This window comes from Neobacillus drentensis, assembly GCF_036965245.1.
Lineage (GTDB): Bacteria > Bacillota > Bacilli > Bacillales > Cytobacillaceae > Neobacillus > Neobacillus drentensis_G.
In genome coordinates this window covers 45,015-63,885 of record NZ_JBALPG010000096.1, presented here as the reverse complement: position 1 = coordinate 63,885, position 18,871 = coordinate 45,015, and the positions used below count along the sequence as shown (strand labels likewise).

The 18,871-nt window shown below is 38.9% G+C and carries 16 protein-coding genes and 1 other annotated feature; of the genes, 4 read left to right on the top strand and 12 right to left on the bottom strand.

The window, feature by feature from the left end; genetic code table 11:
* Window positions 1-58 precede the first annotated feature (58 nt).
* The 3 genes from V7150_RS18635 to V7150_RS18625 form a co-directional block, all read right to left on the bottom strand.
* Window positions 59-1,027: a nuclease-related domain-containing protein gene (locus tag V7150_RS18635; protein ID WP_335521318.1), complete on the bottom strand. Its 969-nt coding sequence runs from the start codon at window positions 1,025-1,027 to the stop codon at window positions 59-61.
* 309 nt (window positions 1,028-1,336) lie between these two features.
* The gene (locus V7150_RS18630; protein ID WP_335521317.1) at window positions 1,337-1,669 is read right to left on the bottom strand and encodes an ArsR/SmtB family transcription factor; all 333 of its coding nucleotides are present in this window, start codon (window positions 1,667-1,669) and stop codon (window positions 1,337-1,339) included.
* Window positions 1,670-2,092, bottom strand: coding sequence for an SRPBCC family protein (locus V7150_RS18625; RefSeq protein WP_335521316.1), 423 nt, complete (start codon window positions 2,090-2,092; stop codon window positions 1,670-1,672).
* 250 nt (window positions 2,093-2,342) lie between these two features.
* On the opposite strand from V7150_RS18625, the gene V7150_RS18620 reads away from it, so the two are divergent.
* Window positions 2,343-3,089, top strand: a complete 747-nt coding sequence (locus tag V7150_RS18620; protein ID WP_335521314.1) for an AAA family ATPase — start codon at window positions 2,343-2,345, stop codon at window positions 3,087-3,089.
* A gap of 358 nt (window positions 3,090-3,447) precedes the next feature.
* Here the strand turns inward: V7150_RS18620 and speD are convergent, their stop codons facing one another.
* Window positions 3,448-4,257 carry an adenosylmethionine decarboxylase gene (speD, locus tag V7150_RS18615; protein WP_335521312.1) on the bottom strand — a complete coding sequence of 270 codons (810 nt, stop codon included), beginning with the start codon at window positions 4,255-4,257 and terminating at the stop codon, window positions 3,448-3,450.
* A gap of 320 nt (window positions 4,258-4,577) precedes the next feature.
* On the opposite strand from speD, the gene V7150_RS18610 reads away from it, so the two are divergent.
* Together V7150_RS18610 and V7150_RS18605 are read left to right on the top strand one after the other, a co-directional pair.
* Window positions 4,578-5,012, top strand: coding sequence for a Dps family protein (locus tag V7150_RS18610; protein WP_335521310.1), 435 nt, complete (start codon window positions 4,578-4,580; stop codon window positions 5,010-5,012).
* A 131-nt stretch (window positions 5,013-5,143) separates the two neighbouring features.
* On the top strand, window positions 5,144-6,421 hold the full coding sequence (locus V7150_RS18605; RefSeq protein ID WP_335521320.1) for a polysaccharide deacetylase family protein: 1,278 nt from the start codon (window positions 5,144-5,146) through the stop codon (window positions 6,419-6,421).
* A gap of 456 nt (window positions 6,422-6,877) precedes the next feature.
* On the opposite strand, the gene V7150_RS18600 is transcribed toward V7150_RS18605, so the two are convergent.
* Together V7150_RS18600 and V7150_RS18595 are read right to left on the bottom strand one after the other, a co-directional pair.
* Window positions 6,878-7,597: a pseudouridine synthase gene (locus tag V7150_RS18600; RefSeq protein ID WP_335521308.1), complete on the bottom strand. Its 720-nt coding sequence runs from the start codon at window positions 7,595-7,597 to the stop codon at window positions 6,878-6,880.
* A complete protein-coding gene (locus V7150_RS18595) occupies window positions 7,587-9,221 on the bottom strand; it encodes a putative polysaccharide biosynthesis protein (RefSeq protein WP_335521307.1) in 1,635 nt (544 codons plus the stop codon). The genes V7150_RS18600 and V7150_RS18595 overlap by 11 nt, the downstream gene beginning before the upstream one ends.
* 202 nt (window positions 9,222-9,423) lie before the next feature.
* Between V7150_RS18595 and V7150_RS18590 the strand changes: the two genes are divergently transcribed.
* Window positions 9,424-10,698: an NAD(P)/FAD-dependent oxidoreductase gene (locus V7150_RS18590; RefSeq protein ID WP_335521305.1), complete on the top strand. Its 1,275-nt coding sequence runs from the start codon at window positions 9,424-9,426 to the stop codon at window positions 10,696-10,698.
* A 2-nt stretch (window positions 10,699-10,700) separates the two neighbouring features.
* On the opposite strand, the gene V7150_RS18585 is transcribed toward V7150_RS18590, so the two are convergent.
* The 6 genes from V7150_RS18585 to V7150_RS18560 form a co-directional block, all read right to left on the bottom strand.
* A complete protein-coding gene (locus V7150_RS18585) occupies window positions 10,701-10,886 on the bottom strand; it encodes a sporulation protein Cse60 (protein WP_335521303.1) in 186 nt (61 codons plus the stop codon).
* Between the two features lie 140 nt (window positions 10,887-11,026).
* Entirely contained in the window at window positions 11,027-11,332 is a 306-nt protein-coding gene (locus V7150_RS18580; RefSeq protein WP_335521301.1) for a rhodanese-like domain-containing protein, read from the bottom strand.
* A gap of 54 nt (window positions 11,333-11,386) precedes the next feature.
* Window positions 11,387-13,804: a leucine--tRNA ligase gene (gene leuS / locus V7150_RS18575; protein WP_335521299.1), complete on the bottom strand. Its 2,418-nt coding sequence runs from the start codon at window positions 13,802-13,804 to the stop codon at window positions 11,387-11,389.
* A 169-nt stretch (window positions 13,805-13,973) separates the two neighbouring features.
* Window positions 13,974-14,197, bottom strand: a binding site (T-box leader).
* 216 nt (window positions 14,198-14,413) lie between these two features.
* On the bottom strand, window positions 14,414-16,207 hold the full coding sequence (gene cstA, locus V7150_RS18570) for a carbon starvation protein CstA (RefSeq protein ID WP_335521297.1): 1,794 nt from the start codon (window positions 16,205-16,207) through the stop codon (window positions 14,414-14,416).
* A gap of 136 nt (window positions 16,208-16,343) precedes the next feature.
* A complete protein-coding gene (locus V7150_RS18565) occupies window positions 16,344-17,090 on the bottom strand; it encodes a LytR/AlgR family response regulator transcription factor (protein WP_335521295.1) in 747 nt (248 codons plus the stop codon).
* A 5-nt stretch (window positions 17,091-17,095) separates the two neighbouring features.
* Window positions 17,096-18,841 carry a sensor histidine kinase gene (locus V7150_RS18560; RefSeq protein ID WP_335521293.1) on the bottom strand — a complete coding sequence of 582 codons (1,746 nt, stop codon included), beginning with the start codon at window positions 18,839-18,841 and terminating at the stop codon, window positions 17,096-17,098.
* Window positions 18,842-18,871 lie beyond the last annotated feature (30 nt).

Below are 18,871 nucleotides of genomic sequence, written 5' to 3'. Positions count from 1 at the left end.
ACAATCGATCTCGAAATATGTATGTTTTTTTATCAGCATCCGTATTTTAATAGTTTTTTTATATATTTAGCGGTTGATGATAGACCCTATTTTTAAACTTTCCAGAGTGCGGAAAATTCATTGATTTTAGAATTTTATACCCAATATTTTCGGAGTCAATATGTAGAAAATGGCAAAGTTCTGAATTCGTTATGGCTGGTTTTATTAATAGAAAATAGTCTTTAATAGCTTGAATATGTGCTGATTTGGAAATCACTTTGCATTTTGAACAACACCATTTTCCTCTATAATAAACCATGGGAATGGTACTGCATTCTGGGCATTTGACACCTGTGAGGATATCTTTTGGTGATAAATTGTAGGCTTGGAGAATATCTGCGGTATCGGGTGTGTGGTTGGTTAAAAGGAGACGCTTTATCTTTTTTAACTCTTTTTTGTCTAATTTGTCGGTTTTATTATATTTTGCTATTTGTTCTATTTTCTCTAATAAATTTTCACTGTTACAAATATGTTGTATTATCTGTTCATTTCTAGATTCTGTTCTTATGATTGTTTTTTCATTACTATTTACAAAACAATAATGAATGGGAACTTCTATACACTTGTGTTCACGCAGCCAATTTCTTAGTTTTCTTGCCTGCAGTTTGGCTTGTAATACAGGATTTTTGATTCTTTCTCCTAACTCATTTTTTCTCCAAGTTACCTGGTTAAAATCCTTTTCAAATGATATCTCTCCGGTAATATTTTTAACCTCTAGAACTATTGCAAAAGTTGAACATAGGAGAAGAATATCAATTTGGAAGTAATATTGTTCATATAATAAGCGAAGTCCATGAAAAATAAGGTATTGCTGGTCCGGAAGCATACTCAAATGAAAGTCTAGCGATTTTTCGCCACGATATCCCGCCATTCTCCTTTTATAATCTGATATCGCATCCGGCCATTTTGGATGAGAAAATAGTAATCTTCTAATTAATGCCTCCAATTTTTCTATTCTTGGGGTAAAACATATTTCTTGAGCGATCAAATCCACCAATCCCATCTATTTTTCTTTTCATTTTCTGTTTTTGAGTTCCCTAATCCTGCAAAAACCGACATTATTTGTGACTAATTTATGAATCTAAGTTTCCCTTTTTGAGGCTGTTTTTTTACCCGCCACTTTTTATGATTTACCCGTCTAAATAGCAGTTTTACCCGCCTATTTTTCACTTTTACTCGTCTGTTTTGCCAAATTACCCGTCACCTTTATCCTATTACCCACCACCCCCTTCAGCCCGCCCTTCAATACAGTAAAAAGCCAGGCGATTAGCCTGGCTCGAGTAACTTTCCTTATGATTTAGATATCCTGCTTATCTGACTCTACAAAAAGTTTCAGTGAAGTCAGCTTATTTTCCCAAAATAGTTCAAAATACTGGAGCCAGTCTTTTAATTCATACAGTGGTTCCGGCTCGAGCTTGTACCGTGTTTCCCTGCCGACTTTCCGTTCCTTCACTAATCCTGCATCTGCCAAAACACGCAGGTGCTTTGACACGGCAGTCCGGCTAATGGGGAAGTGTCCACTAATAGCAGTGACAGGCATTTCTTCCTTGCTTAACAGTTTCAAGAGCTTTCGCCTTGTTGGATCAGCGATGGCTTGAAAGACATCATGCTTTACTGATGAAGCAGCCATTTAAGCCTCAATATATTCTTGTAATTTTTTCACAAGACCTGTCCAGCCCATATTCATATTTTCGCGAATTGGAGTATGCGGAGCACCAAATTCTGTAACTTTGTTTGCATCCCAGCCGCCATGAATAAGGGTAAATTCTGTTTTTCCATCAACTTCTTTTAATTCAAATGTAAGTGTCCAATCTTTTCCCCAATTGAATGAAAGGCTGTTAGGCGGGTCGACTTTTGTTACCTTACATGGAGACATCCCAAATTGGCCCGCATTTAGATGAAATTCATGACCTTCAACTGCCTCAAAATCATTTGGCATGAACCAAGCCGCTAAGCCTTCTGAGGTTGCAACAGCGTTCCACACTTTCGAAATTGGTGCATTGTATACTAGGGTGTGTTTAATATCTGGTAATGTTTGTGTTTGATTTTCCATTATGAATGCTCCTCTTAAAAGTTTTTTTGCAAAACATGAAACCATTTGGTTTCACTTTAAAAATATATAACACCATTTGGTTTCATGTCAAGCATTAAAAAGGTGACTTTACATACTAAGTAAACTCACCGTAAACATAGCTTTTCATTCAAAAGATTTGTTTATTGGCCGCTAGATAACAGTGCTTGGGCAATTCCGACAAAGTTCATGTTACAATTATTTAAAATCAGAAAAATGAGAGGCCGTTATAATGTTAACAACTCAATATATAAGAAGTATCAAAATCAAGAGAGATGAAGTCCCTTCTTTTAAAAAATATCCCTTTAATCTGCCCAGTTTGAAGACATTAGACGAACTATCTTTTCATCCTAATGTAACCTTTCTCATTGGAGAAAATGGGATGGGTAAATCCACCTTGCTTGAAGCAATTGCAGTTGCATTAGGGTTTAACCCTGAGGGGGGATCCTTTAATTTCAATTTTTCAACCTATAATTCACATTCTCCTCTAGGAGACTATCTCAAAGTAATCAAAGGGATTGAAAAACCGAAGGATGGATTTTTCTTACGGGCTGAAAGCTTTTATAATGTCGCTTCAAACATTGAGGAAATGGACAGGGAAGGAAGGGGTCGTAGAGTAATTGATTCATTCGGCGGTGTATCCCTGCATGAACAGTCACATGGAGAGGCCTTCTTTGCTACATTTCTTCATCGCTTTGGTGGAAACGGAATATATATTTTAGATGAACCCGAAGCCGCCCTCTCCCCACTTCGGCAAATGTCGATGCTAACGAGGATTCATGACTTGGTTAATGAAAATTCCCAATTTATTATCGCTACCCATTCACCTATCATCATGGCATATCCAGAAGCAAAAATTTTTGAATTTAGCGAAGAAGGAATAAGAGAAAACATACTTGAAGAAACGAATCATTACCGAATAATGAAACAATTTTTTGATGATAAAAATAGAATGCTGCATCATTTGTTGAATCATTAAAATATTTATTTATTAATTGACTGATTTCTCTAATTCATAAAGTGTTCTGTTCGGTCAGGCATCACCATGCTACTTGACCTATTTCTTGATTCTGACCCTGTTTCGTTCACGTAGACCCTTTTTACATTACCGATTTCTTGTTTCTGACTCTGTTTTGGTCACGTAGACCTCTTCTACAAGACCTATTTCTTGGCTCTAACTCTATTCCGGTCACGTAAGACCTTTCTACGTGACCTATTTCTTGTTCCTGGCCCTGATTCGGACAGATAGACGCCTTTAACGAGACCGAATTCTCGATTCTGACTATTATTCGGTCTCGAAGACCCTTTATTAGTGACTCCTAACTTAGTCATGTGTTCTATGGAACAATATTTTTCCCATAAAAGATTTCATCCATCTCGATCTTTAATCTCTCTGTAATCTCTATATGTTCGTCGGGAGTCAGCTTATCTTTTGTATAACCAAACAAATAATTATTTAAATCGAATTCGCGCAGCTTACATTTTGTGTGGAAAATATGTTCCTGATATACATTGACATCAATCATATCGAATAATTCGCCCACATCTTCAGGGATGTAATTCTGAATCGAGTTGATTTCGTGGTCAATAAATAGCTTGTGGCCCGTTTTATCCCTTGTAAAACCGCGAACACGGTAATCAATCGTCATCACATCGGTTTCAAACGAACGGATTAAATAATGAAGTGCCTTCAGAGGTGAAATTTCTCCGCAGGTTGAGACATCAATATCCGCTCGGAATGTACTGATTCCTTCATCGGGGTGAAATTCCGGGTATGTATGAACGGTTATATGACTCTTATCTAGTTGCATCACCACCGATTCGGGAAGCGGTCCCGGAGATTCCTCAAATGATTCTGACGGTGCATTTGCAACCGGCCCTTCTGATACCAACAGCGTCACGCTTGCACCCGCCGGTTCAAAGTCCTGACTGGCAACATTTAATACATGCGCACCAATGATATCTGAGACATGTCGTAAAATTTTTTGCAGTCTGTCTGCACTGTATTGTTCATCAATATATTTCAAGTAGGCTTCACGCTCATCCTTCGTCCTTGTAAAACAAATATCATACATATTAAAGCTTAACGACTTGGTCAGGTTATTAAAGCCGTGTAACTCAATCGCCTGCTCGTGTGTAAGTTTCATGATTCGTTCCCCCTTCATATCCTAATCCTATTTAAGATTTATAGTACCCATTGTGATAATTGGTTACTTATTTTTTCAAAAAGAATACTCAAAAATGTCCAAAGGCTTCGGTTCATTCTGAGAGTGGAGGAAGCCTTTATACACCGGTTCTATTTTGGAACCTGGTTTTAACTTAGATACCTTGTTGAATCAAAAAAAGACACCATTCAAACATAGAAGAATAAGTTTTATTATATTATTTATAATTATTATAATTTAATATTTACTTTAAAAAAATATATGTTATAATTAATATAGATAGAAAATAGGAGGAATGCTAAATGAACATTGAAAGAGTACTTAACCATCAAATTGCAAACTGGAACGTATTATATACAAAATTACATCATTTTCACTGGTATGTGAAAGGACCACACTTCTTTACCTTACATGCTAAATTTGAGGAACTATACGAGGAAGCAGCAGCAACAATCGATGAATTTGCAGAACAATTACTAGCAATTGGCGGCAGCCCCATTTCAACTTTAAAAGAGTCACTACAACTTGCTTCGATTGAAGAAACGAATGAAAAATTAACGGCAGAAGAAATGGTTCAGACAGTTGTTAATGACTTTTCTTTAATCATTGATGAATTAAAAGCTGGGATGGAAATAGCGGAACAAAATAATGACGAAGTGACCAGCGATATGTTCCTTGGCTTAATTGGCAAACTTACTAAACATAATTGGATGTTGAAATCCTTCTTACAGGCATAATAATTACAATTGCTCTTTAAGGGACAAGGCTACATGCTTTGTCCTTTTTTATTTTTATTTAAAAAATATTAAGATGTTAATGGTGAGTTTGCTATTATTAAGGCAAGGAAATTTGGGAGGGATGCATAGTGATGAAGCTAAATAAAACCCTGTGGGTAATTCTTTTCTCTTTTTCCACCATTTTAACAGCATGTGTTTCACAAACACCACATGAAAGCAATAATCTACCTCCAACAGAAAATGCCCTGCAGCCCAAGGAAGTAAACCACACTTCTTCAAAGCTAATAAATGAAATATTGGGTTGGGCAGGGAAAGGAATGGTTAAGGATTGTCCATTTAATGCTCTCGATAGCACCATGGAACAGGTGAAATCAGAATGGGGAGAACCGGACACGGTCGATACTGCTGGCTTTGGCTTTTATGCTGCCTATAATAAAAAAAATATTGTTTTAGGTTATAACAAGGGAGGAGAAATTTTCGATGTACGCTCTTACGCTAATGATCTAAAGGATATTTCTGACCAAATGGTTGTAAAAACATTAGGACAGCCAGCAGAGGTAAAGGATAACAACAATGAAAATATTTATGTTTATGAAGTGAAACAAGACATTCAATTAAAGATAATCATTCTGAAAAGCAGCAAGACAATCGACCACATCTCCGTTTTTCATCCAAACAGAGCAGAATCGACGAACGATTATATTCTTGATATAAAAGGAATATCTAATAAACTATCTGACTCAGCATGGACATCAATGCAAGAATGGCGGAAATCTATAGTTCTTTTTTCCAAAAATCATGAAAATGTGTTCATTAATGGTCCTAATTTTAAGAAGGTTGCCCTTACATTTGATGATGGACCAGATCAAGTCATCACCCCAGCAATTATTGATATTTTAGCTAACCATCATGTTAAGGGTAATTTCTTCTTTTTAGGCAGTAGGATAAAGGAACACCCCGATGTGGTTAAGGATGCATTTAATCAAGGAAACTTAATCCTAAGCCATAGCTATAATCATGTTGAATTAACGAAATTAGGTAAAGAAGCTGTTCGGAAAGAAATTCATGATACCGAGGAGGCCATAAAGTCAATAATCGGAAAAGAACCGGCCATTCTTCGGACACCCTTTGGAGATACAAATGCACAAGTAGCGGCGATTTCTAAGCAAGAAGGATATTCCATTGTTTTATGGTCGATTGATACATTAGATTGGTCGCAAAAGGAAGCCAAAAATATCGTTAACAATGGGATAGCAAATGTTCGAAACGGCGATATTATTTTAATGCATTCTGATTCTGATAAGGTTGAGACAAAAAAAGCATTACCTCTACTAATCGAAGAATTGCAAAAAAGGAATTTTGAAATTGTCGACTTAGAGGATTTGTTGAACATTAAAGCTTATCAATAACCATCGCGTTCTAGATCACCAACCATCCTAAAAATTAAAGTTTCCTTCTTTTGCTTGTGCGGTAACACGTCATGTTTGTCTACAATAAAAATGCAATTCATTCAAAAAAACAACCAAACTTAATATAGGGTGTGTGAGCAGTGTTGAGCTTCACTTTATTTGTAATGAAAAAAATCTTTATTGTGACTATGTGGCCCCCTTTTCCCTTACTTGAGCAAAATCTTTTGTGACCGAGCGGAAATCTTTTTTCTTATCTCGAGTACAATTATTCTTTATTCTTACCGAGGATATCCTTTTTTCTAATCTCGGGTACAAATATTCTTTTTTTCTTACCGATGAGACCCTTTTTTTCCTTTCTCGGGCACAATTATTCTTTTTTTTACGAGGAGCAAACACAAAAATGGTTCAAAAAACATAAAAAGCAGCTAAAAATAGCCGCTTTTTCAAAAAAATCCTTTATTTTACTTGATAATCTCTCAATAAATCAACTTCTTCTTCCGTTAATTCCCGGTATTCGCCAAGCTCGAGTGTTTCATCTAATGCAAGAGGTCCCATCGAAATCCGCTGAAGGTAAACTACCCTTTTCCCAACGGCTTGGAACATTCTTTTTACTTGATGAAATTTGCCTTCAGTGATGGTTAGCTCAATATCGGAACGGATACCTGATTTTAAGATTTTCAATTCGCCTGGCTTTGTTTCATAACCGTCGTCCAAGGTTACCCCTCGACTAAAGGCAACAATATCTGCTTCTGTTACTTCCCCATCAATGACAGCAAAATAGGTCTTCGGCACATGCTTTTTAGGAGAAAGCAAACGATGAGCTAATTGACCGTCATTGGTGATGAGCAGTAACCCCTCTGTATCCTTATCTAGCCTGCCAACAGGGAAAGGCTCATACACTTGGTCCTCAAGCTCCAATAAATCAATCACCGTTTCGCAAGCACTATCTTCAGTCGCAGACAGCACTCCTTGCGGCTTGTTCATCATTAGATAAATAAATTCCCTGTATTCAATCACTTCGCCATTTAAGGTAACGGATTGTTTAGCTGTATCGACGTGCTGCTTAGCATCCTTGACCACAACATCGTCAATTTTAACAGCTCCACTTTTTAGGAGCTGCTTAACTTCCTTGCGGCTGCCGTAGCCGAGATTGGCTAACATCTTATCAATTCTCAACACTTCCACCCCTTTTTGGCAGCTTTAGTTTTGTCATAAAACGCTCTAATTTATCTCCAAATAAGCGAGTGGTAAGTCCTGATTTAGAGCTAAGATAAAAATATATTCCAGCACCAACTAGAGCACATATTGAGATAATCAAAACAGATTGAATCTTTGATGCAGGTGAAAGGAATAACAATAATATTTTGTACATAATTTCTGTGCCTGCCCACATTAATCCCGCGAAAATGATAATCAGCAGGCTCCTCCTCCAAACTAGTCGGAATGGATAGCGTGAGTATGCTTTAATTACGATTAAATTGATGAGAATTGCCGCAGTATATCCAAGTGCTGTCGCTAAAACAGCCCCTCTTGTTTCCATCAGTTTAATCAACGGAATATTAAGGGACAATTTTATTAACAAGCCAACAAGTAAACTTAACACCGTAAATCGCTGTTCATTGATTCCTTGTAATATTGCTGCGGTGACAGAATATAAGGAAAAGAGAATGGCAACAGGTGCGTATGCTCTTAACACTTCAGTACCTATTAAATCATGTTGATAAAACACCGTATAAACAGGTTCTGCCAATAATGAAAGACCGATGGCAGCAGGTAAAGTTAAAAATAGCAGCACCTGAAATGTCTGATTTAACTGCCGGTTTAGGCTTGCCCCTTCTCCATCAACAAAAGCCTTGGTTATGCTTGGTACTAGTGTTAACGAAAAAGCTGTCGCAAGCGATACTGGGATAATTACAATCTTATGTGACTCAAAGTTCAAAATTGAGAAAAAAGATTGTGCAATCTTCTCACTAATACCAATCTCACCCATTGCCTGTGTAAAGGTAAATTGGTCAATCGCCTGAAATAAAGGGTTGGCAATCCCAACTAATACAAACGGAAAGGCATAAATGATGATTTCCTTATAAATTTCCTTAAGCGAAATATCAATTGTCCCTTTATCATGTATAAGCAGTTCGTCTAAATAAGGTTTTCTTTTGTACCAATACCAAAATAAAACAATTAGGCCGCCAATAGCGCCAATAAAGGCAGCAAACGTAGCCACACTAACAGCTGTTACCATCGTTCCATGAAAAATATGTAAGACGGCAAAAGCACCTAAAAGGGTAAAGGCAATCCTTACGATTTGTTCCACTACCTGTGAGAGTGCGGACGGCCCCATCGATTGGTGCCCTTGAAAGAATCCTCTAATGAGACTCATAAACGGAACAACAATCAACGCAAAGCTGACAGCCCGCATAACAGTTGTGACATTATCTAAATTTGCCTTTTTATTGCCGACACTCATTTCAGCTAATGTAGGTGCAGCGATATACATCACTAAAAAGGCCATAATCCCTGTTAGCAGCATGATCACTAAACCCGATTTAAACAGCTTCCTGCCAACTGCATATTCCTCAAGTGCATTATATTTTGAAATAAATTTTGAAACAGCAAGCGGTACACCGGCTGTTGCGATACTTATAAAAATGGTATAGGGAACATAGGAATATTGATAAAGCGTTGTCCCTTCCCTGCCGACAATTTGAAAGAATGGAATAACGTAAATTAAACCAATCACCTTTGAGAAGATGGTTCCGAATGTTAATATAAATGTTCCTCTTAAAAGCTTAGATTGCATAAAATCCCTTCCTACCCGAAGAAATACGTGCGCAGCTTAAAATAATTCGACTTTTTTTGCACACTATTAGTAGTTTACAACTTCTTTCTCTCGGACGCTACTCACAACCAATTTATTTTTATCAAGAATCCTGCAGTTTTCGTTTTATTTTCACAAGAATTGTTTATAATGAAGTGACGATTAATATAAAGTTGGTGGAAATATGGAATATGATATTATCGTAATCGGCGGCGGCCCATCAGGATTAATGGCGGCTATTGCTGCAGGTGAAAAAGGTGCAAAGGTACTGTTAATTGATAAAGGAGACAAGCTTGGGCGAAAGCTGGCGATTTCCGGCGGCGGACGCTGTAATGTCACCAATCGCCTGCCTGTTGAAGAAATAATTAAGCACTTGCCCGGGAATGGGAAGTTTTTATATAGTGCTTTTTCTATTTTTAGTAATGAAGATATTATTACGTTTTTTGAAAAACTGGGAGTCGCATTAAAGGAAGAGGATCACGGAAGGATGTTCCCGGTTTCAAATAAAGCTCAATTAGTTGTTGATGCACTTTTAGAACAATTGGAAAAGCTAAAAGTAAAGATCTTCAAAAATAGTCCTGTTGCTGATGTCATCTATGAAAATGGACATGTTTCAGCTGTTTTGTTAAAGGACGGACAAAAAATTGGCGCAAAGTCGATTGTGATTGCCGTTGGCGGAAAGTCTGTTCCCCATACAGGTTCGACGGGGGATGGCTATGCCTGGGCAGAAAATGCTGGACACACGATCACGGAGCTGTTCCCAACCGAAGTGCCCGTTACATCCAGTGAACCGTTTATTAAAAATAAAACGCTGCAAGGACTCTCATTAAGAGACATTAGTCTAACTGTATTAAATCCAAAAGGTAAGGCAATTATCTCTCATCGAATGGATATGCTGTTTACTCATTTTGGCATCAGCGGACCTGCGGTTCTTCGCTGCAGCCAGTTTGTTGTGAAAGCGATGAAGAAGTGGAATCTTAAAGAAGTAACAATGAGCCTCGATGTCCTTCCAGATCAAAAGGAAGAAGAGATTTTTCAAAGAATCGGCAAACTTGTAAAAAGTGAGCCTAAGAAAAGTATTAAAAACACCTTAAAAGGACTGGTTCCTGAACGGTATCTACTTTTTCTATTAGACCAAAATGGTATCGATCCGTCTGAACAGTGCGGCACCATTTCTAATGAAAAAATTCGCAGTTTTGCAAAAAGCTGCAAGCAATTCCCAATCAAAGTAAATGGCACTCTTCCTCTCGAAAAAGCGTTTGTGACTGGCGGAGGCGTGTCGGTAAAAGAAATCGAGCCGCAAACGATGGGTTCAAAATTAATGAATGGCTTATATTTTTGTGGCGAAATACTAGATGTTCATGGTTACACTGGCGGATATAATATCACCTCTGCCCTTGTGACGGGCAGACTTGCAGGGTCTAATGCCGCCTTGTCTGCAAAAAAAGGCCTGATGTAATATCAGGCCTTGTAAATAATCATCGCCGAAAAACAATAAATCTGTTCTTCCTCTTCCTCCTCGTTCATCGCTGCTACATTATATTTAATATCTAGCAGACTCTTTTCATCTATTCCTCTTAAAAACCGATTCATTTCCTTTTCCAAATCTTTCTCATGTTCTCTGTCAAATAGCTTAACCTGTATCATAGGAATCTCTCCCTCTCTTTTTACTACCATTATTCACAACTTTTCTGAATTTTAAAAACAGAAAAGTTAAGATTATTTTTAGATTGAACTTGTAAGCTAAACAAAGAGCAGAGAAAAACCGATTCCAAATTTGGAATCGGTTATTTCGTTTCGCCAGTCCAGTTCATCATGCCGCCAACCATGTTACGGACTTTATAACCTTGATCTTGAAGGTAGTAACAGACATTTGCACTGCGGCCTCCTGAACGGCAGATAAAAATGTATTCTTTTTCCTTGTCAAAGTAGTCAATATTAGCAGGAATGTCGCCCATTCGAATATGCTTTGCCTCTGGAATCATCCCTGATGCTACCTCTTCATCTTCCCTTACATCAACAAGCTCAAGTTTTTCCCCTTTCTCAAGCTTCTTTTGTACCTCTTCTGGTGTAATAATTTGAATCTCTTCCATCCCAATCATCCCTTCAGAAAAACATCCCCCCAAACAGGAGGATGTTCTTATATATTAATTAGCTACGATATTAACCAATTTACCCGGTACTGTGATCACTTTGCGAATCGTTTTTCCTTCGATTTGTTCCTTCACGCGGTCATCATCCATCGCGATTCCTTCCAATACCTCTTTGCTGACATCAGTCGGTACCATAAGCTTCGTTTTTACCTTGCCGTTCACTTGAATCACAATTTCAACTTCCTCATCTACTAACTTCGCTTCATCATAAGCAGGCCATGCTTCATAGGAAATCGTGCCGCTATACCCAAGCTTTTCCCAAAGCTCTTCAGCGATATGCGGACTAACAGGTGCAAGCATTTTGACGAATCCTTCAACGTAATCCTTAGGTAAGACTGTTGCTTTATAGGCTTCATTAATGAATACCATCATTTGAGATATTGCGGTATTAAATCTCAATCCTTCATAATCCTCGGTAACCTTTTTCACAGTTTGATGGTAGACCTTTTCCAAATTCGACGCTTCTTCATTTGGCTGGATTTTCGGATTTAATTCACCATTTTCCTCAACAAATAATCGCCAAATTCGATCAAGGAACCTATGGGAACCGTCCAAACCGTTTGTCGACCAAGCAATCGAGGCATCAAGAGGGCCCATAAACATTTCATATAAACGAAGCGTATCGGCACCGTGACTCTCGATGATATCATCAGGATTTACAACATTTCCTTTTGACTTACTCATTTTTTCATTGCCTTCGCCTAAAATCATCCCTTGGTTAAATAACTTTTGGAATGGCTCTTTTGTTGGAACCACACCGATATCATACAAGAACTTATGCCAGAAACGGGCATATAGCAAGTGAAGAACAGCATGCTCAGCACCGCCAATGTAAATATCAACTGGTAGCCAGTGATTTAATTTTTCAGCAGAAGCAAGTGCTTCGCTGTTTTTTGGATCAATATAACGTAAATAGTACCAGCAGCTGCCTGCCCATTGCGGCATTGTATTCGTTTCGCGGCGGCCTTTTTTTCCTGTTTCCGGGTCAACGACGTTTACCCAATCAGCAATATTAGCTAGAGGTGATTCGCCTGTTCCAGATGGTTTGATATCCTTCGTTTTTGGTAATGTCAATGGAAGCTGATCTTCGGGAACAGCAGTCATCGTACCATCTTCCCAATGGATGATTGGAATCGGCTCGCCCCAATAACGCTGACGGCTGAACAACCAATCGCGTAAACGGAACGTTACCTTCTTGGTACCAATGCCTTTTTCCTCTAACCAGGAAATCATTTTTGAAATCGCATCTTCTTTATTTAATCCATTTAAGAAATCGGAATTGATGTGTTCGCCATCACCGGTAAAGGCTTCTTTTTCCACATTGCCTCCGGCAACAACTGGCTTAATAGTCAGTCCGAATTCTTTCGCAAATTCATAATCGCGTTCATCGTGAGCAGGAACGGCCATAATCGCACCAGTTCCGTAGCTTACCAATACATAATCAGCAATCCAAATTGGCATTTTTTCGCCGTTTGCCGGATTTATGGCATACGCCCCAGTAAATACGCCTGTTTTTTCTTTTGCAAGATCTGTACGCTCAAGATCGCTTTTCGTTTTAACTTTATCTAAATAGGCATCAACGGCCGCGCGCTGTTCAGCTGTTGTAATTCTATCAACAAATGCATGTTCAGGAGCCAATACTGCATAGGTTGCTCCGAATAATGTATCAGGACGGGTTGTGAAGACGGTAAAGGTTTCATAGTGGCCATCAATTTTGAAGGTTACTTCTGCCCCTTCAGAGCGACCAATCCAGTTTCGCTGCATTTCTTTCAAGCTTTCCGGCCAGTCAAGCTCCTCTAAATCTTCAAGCAAACGGTCACCATAGGCAGTGATTTTTAACATCCATTGCTTCATCGGACGGCGCTCAACCGGATGGCCGCCGCGTTCACTTTTACCGTCAATAACTTCTTCGTTTGCCAAAACGGTTCCAAGAGCCGGGCACCAGTTTACTGCTACCTCATCAATATAGGCAAGTCCTTTTTCCCACAGCTTTAAGAAAATCCACTGCGTCCATTTATAGTATTCAGGATCTGTCGTGTTGACTTCACGATCCCAATCATACGAGAAACCTAGTGATTTAATTTGTCTGCGGAAGGTGTTAATATTTTGCTCGGTAAATTCTGCCGGGTCGTTACCCGTATCTAATGCGTACTGTTCCGCAGGCAGTCCGAATGCATCCCAGCCCATGGGGTGAAGCACGTTATATCCCTGCATCCGCTTTAAACGTGAAAGGATATCGGTTGCCGTATATCCCTCAGGGTGTCCAACGTGAAGTCCTGCACCTGATGGATATGGGAACATATCTAATGCATAGAATTTTCGTTTATCATATTCTTCACTTGTTTTGAATGTTTTTTCTGTTTCCCATTTCTTTTGCCATTTTTTTTCGATTTGTTGATGGTCAAAACTCATATCGTTTTCCTCCTATAAAAATATAAAAGCGGAAGCACCTTGTTCAGCCCCGACCAGCAAATGTTCTAACCCATTTTGAAGTCGGCACTTTGACTTCATATGGTTCAGGTTATCTGACCTCGAGGGGCTAGGCGCTGCAGCTAGATAAAATAAAAAACCTCTCATCCCAAAAAGGGACGAGAGGATTGTATGTATCTTCCCGCGGTACCACCCACATTAGTGCTGCCTGCACTCGCTTCATTCATCCTTAACGCGGAAAACGGCAAACATTACTGTATCTTTCACGCTTGCAACTCAAAGGCGAGTTCATGATGTACCCGGTTGACTTCCACCAGCCGTCAACTCTCTATGTTACGGGTATTAATCACTACTATTCCTGATCACTGTTTTTTCATTATAAAGTATTACGGTAATTGTATAAAATTTTCTACCACTATGCAAGCAAACATTTGCCTAAATCCAGGATGGACGGTTTATCCCGCTTTTAAACGCATTATCATTAACATTTTCATTCATTTATATTTTACTAGGAAAGCAATTTCGATGTCTGAATGAAAAAGCAGATGGCTCAAAAGTTTTTTTCTTCTGAAGTCACCTGCTTACATTAATTTATGCAGCTTTTGTTCCCAATTGGAAACGTGGAGAATTCCACATCGTTGTCCATTTCTTAATTGCTGCCACCAATATGATGATACCGAGTACTAACATAATAATTGATAAGACACCATTCAATACACTGTAACCGGCAGCTGCTTGATTGAGGTAAACATTCTTCACCATCCAATAGCCTGCATAGTTAACGGTAACAAATAAATAGGAAAGTGGCACTAAACAGGTTAGCATGTACCAGCGTTTGTCGGCAATTTTAAGAATAACAGTTGCACCGACGATGAGACCGATAGATGCCATCAATTGATTGGATACCCCAAAAAGTGCCCAAACAGATCCGATATCGCCTGAGAAGAGTAAATAGCCCCACATAAAACAAGCTAAAGCACTTGCAAAAATCGATCCTGGAAGCCAATCTGTCTTTTTCAATGGTTTATAGAACTCACCAAAGAAATCTTGAATCAAATAGCGGGCTACACGTGTTCCAGAATCAATCGCTGTTAAAATAAAAACCGCTTCAAACATTATTACAAACTGAAAGAAGTAAGACGATAATTTCGCAAACCAGGGAATTTCGGTGAAAACATAGGTCATCCCTACAGCTAAAGTCACAGCACCGCCTGTTCGTCCTTCAAGGTCAATCCCAATTTCCTTCGCTAGCTTTGGTAATTGATCCACATGCATTCCCAATGTTTTGAATACTTCTGGTGTTGAGTTAATCGCAAAATAGTCCGCAGGATGTAGGGCTGTTGCAGCAATTAACGCCATAATTCCTACGACACACTCTACTAACATCGCGCCAAATCCAACAACCTTGATATCTGACCAGTGATCCAACATTTTAGGTGTTGTCCCTGAACCGACAAATGCATGGAAACCAGATATGGCACCGCAAGCAATGGTAATTGAGATAAATGGCCAAACAGGTCCTCCAATAACTGGACCGCCACCTTGCGTAAATTTAGTAAAAGCCGGCATCTGAATCGTTGGATTAATAATGAAAACCCCAATGATCAGTGCAATAAATACACCAATCTTCATAAAACTGCTTAAGTAATCTCGTGGGGCAAGCAAGAGCCAGATAGGCAATGCCGCAGCAAAGAAAGCATAAATTGGTAGAATTATAGCCAATGTCTTTGTATCTAATGTAAGCCAATCACCCAAGATTGTATTCTGAATCGATGGACCAACAAACACTCCAACCATGACTAGAATAAACCCAATGGTTGATGTTAATTTTAGATTGCCTGTTTTTTTATAAAAAATTCCTACCCCCATTGCAATGGGGATCGTAATTCCTACAGAGAACGTACCCCATGGGTTGTTTTCGAGTGCATGGAGAACAACCATGGAAAGCCCGGCCATTGTAATAGTTATAATGAATAGCATGGCAAGTCCAGTACAAAAACCTGCGACGGGACCTAATTCGTCTTTTGCTACTTCAGATAAAGATTTTCCCTTTTTTCTCATAGATGCATAAAGAACAACAGCATCATGAACTGCTCCACCAATAACAGCACCAATCAATAGCCAGAGTAAACCTGGCAAATATCCGAATTGTGCTGCCAGAATTGGACCAACAAGCGGACCTGCAGCAGCGATAGCCGCAAAGTGATGTCCGAAAGTAACCCATTTATTGGTTGGAACATAGTCCTTTCCATCATTTAATTCGTGTGCAGGTGTCGGCTTTGAATCGTCTAATTTTAAGACTTTTACCGCCATAAATGTCCCATATAAACGATAGGCAATCATTAAAATACAAATGGAACCGATGACAATTGAAACCGCATTCATTTTGTTACCTCCCTTTTCATTTCTTACTTATCTCTATCATAATAGATGAAAGCGGAACCATTGAATTTTCAGACTAAAATGCAAAAATCAGGAGTTGAAAAACATGAATAATCGCTTGAAATACAAAAACAACTGCTTAAAAATTAAGCAGTTGTTTTAAATCTTTTGTATAGGTTCTACTTACTGGAACCTTTTCACCATCCTTCATAATCAAATTATAGGTTGAATTAAACCATGGCTCAATCTCAACGATAGCATCAATACTAACTAAATAAGCACGATGAACGCGAATGATTGGAGTATGGTGGAGCTTCCGTTCAAACGTTACCAATGAATCGCTTACCCAATACTTTTGTTTCTCCGTGGCAATCATCGTTTTTCCCTCCTGAGTGGCAACATAGAGGATTTCGTTTATATTCACGAGAACTATTTTTTCATCAACAGAAACAGCTAGTTTTTCAGCACGCTCGTTTGGGTAAGAATGCTGCCTTGATGGAAGCGATATTTTTTGTTTTTTATTACTAGCTAGCTTGTAAAGCTTTTCAATTGTTTGCTGCACCCGTTTTTCATCAAAAGGTTTTAAAATATAATCAGCAGCATTTAGCTCAAAAGCCTTAAGAGCATATTCATCATATGCAGTGGCAAATACGATCAATGGGGGGTATTCCAGTTGATTCATTCTATTTGCAATTTCGATCCCACTTTCATCGGCAAGCTGAATATCTAAAAAAATAACATCAATATCGAGTTCTACCATTTTTTCTAAGGCAGCTTCGACACTATCAGCCTCTCCTGCTATTTCCACCTGTTTGCTGCGTTTGAGAAGATAAGATAGCTCATCCCTCGCTAGCGGCTCGTCATCCACAGTAAATACCTTTAACACTATCTTCACCCCATTTGCCCGTTTAACGGCAGTTTAATCGTTACTCTCGTTCCGTTATCTAGTTTGCTTTCAATTTGAAACGACGCATTCTGTCCATAAATTTCTTCAATTCGCTTCTTAATATTCCATAGGGCTGTCCCTGTTCCCTCAGTTGAATCGACTGTTTGATTTCCAAGTGTTTCAAGCAGTTCCGGCGCAATTCCTTTTCCATCATCTTCAGTGTGTAACACCATTTTCTTATCTTCTTTGAAGGCACGAACCTTAACCATTCCCGTTTTTGCTTTAGGAAAAGCATAACGAATTGCATTTTCCACCAGTGGCTGCAGGGTAAACGGTGGAATCAACACTTTTTCTAAGGATGGATCAATCTCTAAATCTACTTTATAACGGTCAGGGAATCTTGCCTGCTCGATCGTCAAATAGGCTTCGACATGCTCAAGCTCTTTCTCAAGCGGAATTAACATTTGGCGTGCTCCTTGGAGATTGCTGCGAAAGAAGATACTTAACTGAATTAATAGCTTTCTCGCTTGATCGGCATCAATTCGCACTAAACTGGAAATCGTATTAATCGCATTAAACAAAAAATGAGGATGCACTTGGGCTTGCAGAGCTTTTATCTCCGCATCCTTTAATAATCTTCTTTGCATTTCCAGCTCTGCCATTTCGAGCTGGCCAGAGATTAGTTTCCTTAAGCCTTCCGCAAGTTCCTGCTCCACAGGATTTAGTTTACTAGAGTCGGTAAAATAGAGTTTTAATGTACCGACCGTTTTATCATGAACTTTGAGAGGTAAAACTATGGCAGCTTCTAACGGGCATTTTGGATTAACACATTGTATTTCGTTTGCTGTTTTTGCAATAATATTACGTCCTTGCTCCAATACTTTTTTCGTTAATTCTGTTGCCATGATTCCGGATGGAAGATGATGATCCGCTCCTGCGCCAACATGCGCTAATACTTGATGTTGATTCGTGATAGAAATGGCATCAGCATTTGTCCATGTTAGAATTATTTCTGCTGCCTTTGCACACGAATCAATATTCAAGCCTTGCCGAAAAAATGGCAGCGTCTGATTGGCGATGGACAACGCTTTATGCGTTTGCAACGCCAGGGTTCGTTCTTGCTGCTGAAAAATATCCTGAATGATTAACAAAAATAGCAATGTTCCAAATCCATTAATCGCAATCATTGGGAAGGCGATAATTTTAACGAGATGGAGTGCTTCATCAAAAGGTTTCGCCAGTAATAGGATAATTCCCATCTGAAAGCATTCCATCAAGATTCCTATTACGACAGCCTTCAACGGCGCGCTGCTTTCTTGAATCTTAAAGCGCTTACCTAAAAAGCCCGTAACGATTCCAGCAGAAATAGTTGATACGGAACAGGCTACTGCAGTAAAACCGCCTAGAGACAGCCTGTGTAATCCAGCAATGAGCCCAACTCCAATTCCTACAAATGGTCCGCCAAGCAAGCCGCCAATCACTACACCCATAATTCTTGTATTAGCAATGGCACCCGTATTATCAACATTTGTCAGCCAATCCTTAGACGTTATCATTCCATGACCAATTTCCACACCTGTATAATTACTAATAACGCCAAAGGCTCCAAAAATAACAATAATTGTAGCTTTGACAGCGATACCATGTTCATGATGAATAACCTGACGAAATGATTTCATCCTCGAAAGAATAAATGCAACGATAAGTAGGATACCGACACGCTCAAGCATAAGAGATAATAAAGCAAGCATGGTTTTCCTTCTTTCCTTTTCTACGATACA